The sequence below is a fragment of the Okeania sp. SIO3I5 genome (assembly GCF_010672085.1).
Lineage (GTDB): Bacteria > Cyanobacteriota > Cyanobacteriia > Cyanobacteriales > Microcoleaceae > Trichodesmium.
Map to the genome: position 1 here is coordinate 1 of NZ_JAAHHT010000421.1, position 4,289 is coordinate 4,289.

General features: G+C 35.1%; 3 protein-coding genes. 2 read left to right on the forward strand and 1 reads right to left on the reverse strand.

Annotation, left to right across the window (positions count from 1 at the left end; translation table 11 throughout):
• Positions 1 to 244: 244 nt before the first annotated feature.
• Positions 245 to 1,063 (reverse strand): hypothetical protein, encoded by an 819-nt coding sequence (locus F6K40_RS39025; RefSeq protein ID WP_293145321.1) that lies wholly within the window; start codon positions 1,061 to 1,063, stop codon positions 245 to 247.
• A gap of 745 nt (positions 1,064 to 1,808) precedes the next feature.
• Between F6K40_RS39025 and F6K40_RS39030 the strand changes: the two genes are divergently transcribed.
• Both F6K40_RS39030 and F6K40_RS39035 read left to right on the forward strand, forming a co-directional pair.
• Complete coding sequence (locus F6K40_RS39030) at positions 1,809 to 3,212, forward strand: lysophospholipid acyltransferase family protein (protein ID WP_293145324.1); 1,404 nt, start codon at positions 1,809 to 1,811, stop codon at positions 3,210 to 3,212.
• 242 nt (positions 3,213 to 3,454) lie between these two features.
• On the forward strand, positions 3,455 to 4,276 hold the full coding sequence (locus tag F6K40_RS39035; protein WP_293145327.1) for a sensor histidine kinase: 822 nt from the start codon (positions 3,455 to 3,457) through the stop codon (positions 4,274 to 4,276).
• Positions 4,277 to 4,289: the final 13 nt, after the last annotated feature.

Here is a 4,289-nt window from a genome sequence, read left to right on the forward strand (position 1 = left end):
AAAGATCGTACGGGCAAAAATAAATTAGGACTGATTTTAATGACAGTTCGTGAAAAATTGCGCGTTCCCTACTCAAATGAATAAATCAAAATCTAAGCTAGACACATATTCGGGCATGGATAATATTAAATCCGTTTAATTGGACATCAAAAAAACTCCTATCTTCATAACTACGCTCATCTTTACAGCGCTTTTCAGTTGAGTAGACCACAAAACTGTTGTAGGAGTAATAAGTAATAAGTAATCAACTCGCTCTTGAATAAACATAAGCAGTCTTTGTTTGTCCATCAGGATCAACCCATCCTGCTAACTTTTCCTTTAATCTACCAAAGACATCGTAAACTCTTTGGGATGTCTCTCCATCATATTTCTCCTTTTCATTTTCATACTTGAAACTAAATTCAACTACAACTGGATTATCCTTTTCACCTTGCATATCATACCAAGCAATTAATGCACACTCAGCTTCCACTTTAGGACTATTCCTAATTTGAAAATCTGCACCTGCAATAACTATTTCTCTAGCAGTGAAATCACCCACAACCTCAATCGGTTCATTCTTTTGATAAGATTTTAATCGCTTCTTAAAATCTGGATACAATTTGCCAAGATCATTCAACTTATTTAGATTTTTATTATTTGATATTGGTTGTTTTGTAGAGAAACTGTAAAGCTTTACAAAGGGAAGTTTAATGTCTTCCTCAAATTTTGTTTTTCCATTCTTAACATTCGCTGCAGTCATATCTCTATCCTGAGAGATATAGCGATCTGGATGACGATATTTGAGTGTGACTTCCCGTTTTCCTGTATTAAGATCGACTCGCTCTCGGAAAACATAGTTATTTTTCCGAATACGGCGATCTGCCGTGTCATAAAATCTGATTGTTCTTTCTTTCTCGATCTCATTCAGACTGCCATCAGTGTCTATAACAATATCTTGAATTACACCTTTGAAATCGTTCCAAAATTCTCCAGCTTTTTGAAGAAGATCGTCTTGCGAACCAATAAAGCGCTCTTTCTGAAGCATAACCTTGTATTCGCGAGAGGTTACATTCTGTTTCATTGTTTTCTGCTAAGGAATTAAAATTATATTAGGATTCGATAATTTAGGATTTTTTATTATTATTTAGTTTTGAATTTTTAGCTAACGTAACTATACCATTAAACATCATGATCGATAGTTATTAAATTTTGTCAAATATTTAGTAGCTATGCTTGTACAAATTAACTAAGATATTTGACATTGTTTGACTACATAAGACTATATTTATGTACAACGTTTATTATACTGATTGATGAAAGTATCCAACCTTAACGAAGTCAGAAGTCAGAAGTCAGAAGTTGTTTTTGTAACGGGGATTAGAGCAACGCTTCAAAAACGTTTCGCCTTAGCCTTAAAAGGCGGGGTTTTAGACCCAATTAATTTTGATAAAACTTGCAAAATAAACGCTTAACTTAGACAACATTTACATTTATAAGTTTTCAGGTTTAATAGCATCTTTAATTTGTGCAATATTAATTTCATTTCAATTGGTCATTTACTTTCTTCAAATCAATTAGTATACATTTTTTTATTCTGACAAAAAATGTACAATCATGTCAACTTTTTCCAATTTTTTTTGACTTTAGTAGTTAGCCCTAAAACCTAAAACCCACAACCTACAACCTTCTTCAAGACTTACAACCTAAAACCTAAAACCTAAGACCTAAAACCTAAAACTTTCTTCAAAACTCGACTCTTGGACATCCCACAATTTATATTTGTATTAAATCTCTGAAAATGACCAAATCCAAAATCCAAAGTCACAATGCCTCACTCAACTATCCACGTTCAACCCCCCCTAGAATTTATTCCACCCAACTTTAAGCCTCTAGTACGCCAAGGGACCAAACTAATGTTACCTTGGTGGCTAAAGTTCCAGACATCCATTGCTGAGATACAAGTAGACAACCTAGAAACCCTAGTCCAACAATATCAAAGCTTCTACCAGGGCAAAACTCGTTTCCTCATGGCATTTCGTCATCCTAGTGCCGATGACCCATTTTGCTTGGGATATATGATTTGGTATTTATTGCCCAAACTCGCCAAACAACAAGGAATCTCTCTTCCATCTCTTCTCCACTATTACTTTCTTTTTGATCGAGGTATTCCTTTATGGGCAGGAGATTATGTAGGTAAGTGGTATTCGTATCTGGGAGGAACCTCAATTCTCCGAGGAAAACTAGACCGTCAGGGACTAAAATCGGCTCGTGAATTATTTGCCAATGGTAATTTACCAATGATGGCCTCTCCAGAAGGAGCCACTAATGGTCATAATGAAAGAATTAGTTCCTTAGAACCTGGTATTGCCCAAATGGGATTTTGGTGTGTTGAGGATATTTCTAAAGCAAGTCGTTCTGAAGAAGTATTTATTCTGCCAGTTGGTATTCAATACAAATACTTGGATGAACCTTGGGAAAATGTAGAGAAACTTTTAACTAAGTTGGAAAAAGATAGTGGTTTGTCTCCAGGGATGGAAAATCTTTCTGACCAGGAAAAATTAGCACCTTCTAAACTTTATCAAAGACTTTTGAGATTAGCTGGTCATTTACTAGCAAAAATGGAAGATTTTTATAGACGATTCTATCACCGAGAGTTGCCTCAATTCACTCAAGAAAGTTCTTCTGAACCTCTAACAGATGATCAAGTTAATGACAGTATAAGCGAGCGCCTCAATAATCTTCTTAATGTTGCTTTAGAAGTTGCAGAAGAATATTTTCATATTAATCCCAAAGGGAATTTTATAGATCGTTGTCGTCGCCTTGAACAAGCAGGATGGGATTGTATTTATAGAGAAGATATTGAAAATTTGGCGACTCTTTCTCCTGTAGATAGAGCTTTGGCAAATAGAGTTGCGCAAGAAGCTAGTCTGCAGATTTGGCACATGAGATTAGTAGAAAGTTTTGTGGTAGTTAGTGGTAAATATATTAAGGAAAAGCCTACAGTAGACAGATTTGCTGATACAACTTTGTTAATATGGGATATGATCAATCGCATTAAGGGTGGTAATGTCTTAAAACGTCCCAGATTAGGAAAACAAAGGGTACAAATGACGGTGGGACAACCGATTTCTGTTTCTCAACGGTGGGAAGCTTACCAAACTCAACGTCGTACAGCAATATCAGACTTAACTCAAGATTTGCAAAATTCCCTTGAAGGAATGATTAATTAAATCTTAAAGACCCTAGTGCGACTACACGGAAGCTAAAATTCAAAATTCAAAATTCAAAAAAATTAATTGGTAATGCTTTTATAGTAGTTTTCAAGATTTATAGAATACAAAAATTTTGGCTCAAAGGCAGAAGTTTTGTAGTCTACCTTTGTGAAAAGCGCTATTTCAATTTTGCTATAGTTGATCGACATGAAAACTGCTATAGTCACTGATACAATTTGACAAGAACTAAATTTTTTTCCATGACTAAAAAATCTCTTGCTACATCTGATAATTTACTGAAAAGCAACCTATTGACTCTTGTTACCCAAGAAATGTTAACCCCGTTAACTTCTATTATGGGAATGGCAAGTGTTCTGAACGAGGAAATCTACGGATCTCTAACAGAAAAACAGAGAGAATATGTAGAAGTTATCAATGAGAGAAGTCGATATTTGCGATCGCTAGTTGAACAAATTATTACCTTAGCAGAACTAGATGAATCTGGGCAAAATTTAGAAACAACTCCTGTTGACGTGAAAAATCTCTGTCAGCAAATAGTTAGAGGTCTAGAACCAGAAATAATTTATCGGCAGGTTGAATTACAATTATTAGCTGGACGTAGCGAGCAGAAAATTGGTTTGTTTGATAAAGAAATTTTAGAACAAACACTATACAATTTAATTTATAGCGTAATTCAATCTGCTGGTTCAGGCAGTGAAGTCAAACTTCATTTGTCTGAAAAACAAGAAGAACTTAATGTTGCAGTCTGGGTTTCTCATCCTCTTCTTGGAGATAATCTTCCTCATGCTCAACTGTACTCCCAAAAGTTATCTGCAATTGAAGAAAATAGTAAGTCTAGTTTAACCCTAAATAAATTACAACTAACATTTGCGGAGTTGAAACAAATAATTTTTGAGAAAATGCCAAAAGAAGGAGAAAATGTTGCTGCCAACCCCCTCCGCGATCTATTAGCATTGTTATTTAGTTGCCAGTTAGCAGAACAACAGAATGGATCTTTGTGGATTCAAGGTTCTGCTGAATCAGGGTATCGATATATTTTAGTTCTCCCACTTTCTAAGTAGGGTGTGGGAGGTG

Bases quoted from the DNA above. Each gene is read 5' to 3' on its own strand.
- F6K40_RS39025 (WP_293145321.1), bottom strand. From the start codon at position 1,063: ATGAAACAGAATGTAACCTCTCGCGAATACAAGGTTATGCTTCAGAAA.
- F6K40_RS39030 (WP_293145324.1), top strand. From the start codon at position 1,809: ATGCCTCACTCAACTATCCACGTTCAACCCCCCCTAGAATTTATTCCA.
- F6K40_RS39035 (WP_293145327.1), top strand. From the start codon at position 3,455: ATGACTAAAAAATCTCTTGCTACATCTGATAATTTACTGAAAAGCAAC.